The 2,421-nt window shown below is 26.5% G+C and carries 1 protein-coding gene; it reads left to right on the top strand.

Going from position 1 to position 2,421, the window contains the following annotated elements:
• The coding region (locus AJN70_RS09740) for a type VI secretion system Vgr family protein (RefSeq protein WP_070295400.1) at positions 1-2,421 on the top strand (2,421 nt) is incomplete at both ends.

The raw sequence follows: 2,421 nt of genomic DNA on the forward strand, positions 1-2,421 counted from the left end.
TTTTAATTTTCATCCTAATGTTTTAATCGATCAAGAAGCTATTTTAAATATCCATAATCCTTATGAGAATAATACCTTAAACTTTGATAACAATGAAGTAAAAAACTATAAGGGAATTATCACTTATATAAAATATCTAGGTATTAATCATGAAAGTGCTTTAAATATTAATGATAGCGCTTCAAATACTAAGCAAATAAAATACAAGCATTTTTTTTCTTTTAAGCTTCAATCAGTTTTGATAAGACTTTCTTTAAATAAAGCCAATCGTATTTATACTCATACTAATATTATAGAAGTGATTAAACAAACCCTTGGTTTTTATCAAGATATCTTACATAAAGAAATTGATTATTCTAATATACATTTTAATTATGAAGAACAAGAACTCATCTCTCAATACAATGAAAGTGATTTAGACTTTATTACAAGATTAAGCCATAATAATGGAATCTTTTTTTATGAAGATGAGAACACTATTTATTTTTGTGATGTATATAAAAATGTAAAAAATAAAGAAATTGAGTATAATCCTAATGTTAATAATATTTTAAATCAAGCTTGTATTTCTTCTATTTATAAAGAGCAAAGCTTAAGAACTAATTCTTTTACACATTCTAGTATTAATGCCAATACTCCTTTAAATCTTTTATCTTTACACTCTAGTAAAGTTCCTTATGAACAAGAACTTAATAACAAAGCTTATTATAATGAACATTTTTATGAGAGTGAATATTCTTTTACAAAAAGCATTGATTTAAAGACTAAGCCTTCTCTTAAAGAAAAAAGAGCCTTAGTATTAAATGAAAGCTTACTAGCAAAAAGTAATATTTATCATCTTAGCTTAGGAGATTTTATCACTTTAAATTATAAGGAGTTTAATCATCAAGAAGAAATAAAAAATCAAGATGAAGAAAAACAAGATAAAGCTTCTTTGCTTAAAGACTTTATTATTATTGCTAATACTCAAATCTTAATTGATGATGCCATCTTAGCTAATTCTATTAATACGAATGATCATTTAAATTTAAAAGATTTAAATTTAAGTAAATCTTATTCTAATACTTTAACTTTATTAAAAAAGAATATTATCTTTACTCCAAGTTTTAAAGCTAAACCTAAAGCTCCTAATAGCACTCAAGGTATTGTTATAGGAGAGAGTAAGGATATAGAAAGTGAGAGAAATACTATTTATACTGATGAGCATGGAAGGGTTAAGGTAAGGATTAATCTTTATGTCAATCAAGAAGAATTAGATAATGATACTTTTATTACAAATGATATAGATACAAATTCTTCTAATTTATCAAGCAATACTTATAAATCTTATCATCACACTCCTTTTTTAAGAGTAGCTTCTAGTATAGCAAGTAATCATTCAGGTTTTTTTCATACTCCAAGAATAGGAGATGAAGTGATTATTTCTTTTTTAGATGATGATATAGATAAACCTTATGTAAGTGGAAGTTTGTATAATGGGACTACAACTATGCCTCAATATAATTATCCAAGATATCAAAGAGAGATTGCCACTAGCACTTTAAGTTATTTAAGCGAAGTTCCTATTATGATCAATCAAGGCTTAGATACCTTAAAACTTCAAGAAAATACAGATTATGAATTAAGCTCTATAAACAATCATTATCTTACTTTAGCAAATTCTACAATAGGAGTGGATAACACCGATGCAAGAGCAAGGAATGAAATTACCCTAAAAAACGACAAAGACAAAGAAGAAATTTATATCCTAGCACAAAAAGATTATAAAGAAGAAATAGGTAATAATTATGAGCAAACCATAAAAAATAATAAAACTTCAGAAGTAGGAGCCTTATATACTGAATTTATCACTTTAGGTCATATGCAAAATATCGCAGGATTTAAAAATGTCAATGTAGGGGCTGAATATTTAGAAAATACCTTACTCTCTAAAGATACTAATGTGGGCTTAAGTAATACTTTAAATGTAGGAATCAGCAATGAAGTCAATATCGGACAAAACCACGAAGAAAAGATAGGAAACGACAAAAGAGTAATAATCAATAACAATCTAGAGCAAGATATCAAAAATGATTTTATCCAAAGAATAGGACATAACAAAAATGAAACCATAAAAGGTTCTTATGTGCTTCAAACCAATCAAAGTATAAAATTTTATTCCAAACAAGATCTAAGCATAGAAACAAATGAGTATTTCAAAGCTGAAGCTGATGATTCTATTAGTTTTAAAGCCAAGAAAAATTGCTCTTTTACAGCTGATAATGTAAATACTATGGCAAATCAAGAAAGTGTTTTAACAGCACAAAAACAAATCGTTTCTAGGGTAGGAAATACAACTATTACACAAACAAAAGATAAAATTATACTCCAAGTAGGAACAACACAAGTGATTATAGATAGCAAAGGTTTAAGGGTAAAAGG

Source organism: Campylobacter sp. BCW_4341, from assembly GCF_001764255.1.
Lineage (GTDB): Bacteria > Campylobacterota > Campylobacteria > Campylobacterales > Campylobacteraceae > Campylobacter_D > Campylobacter_D jejuni.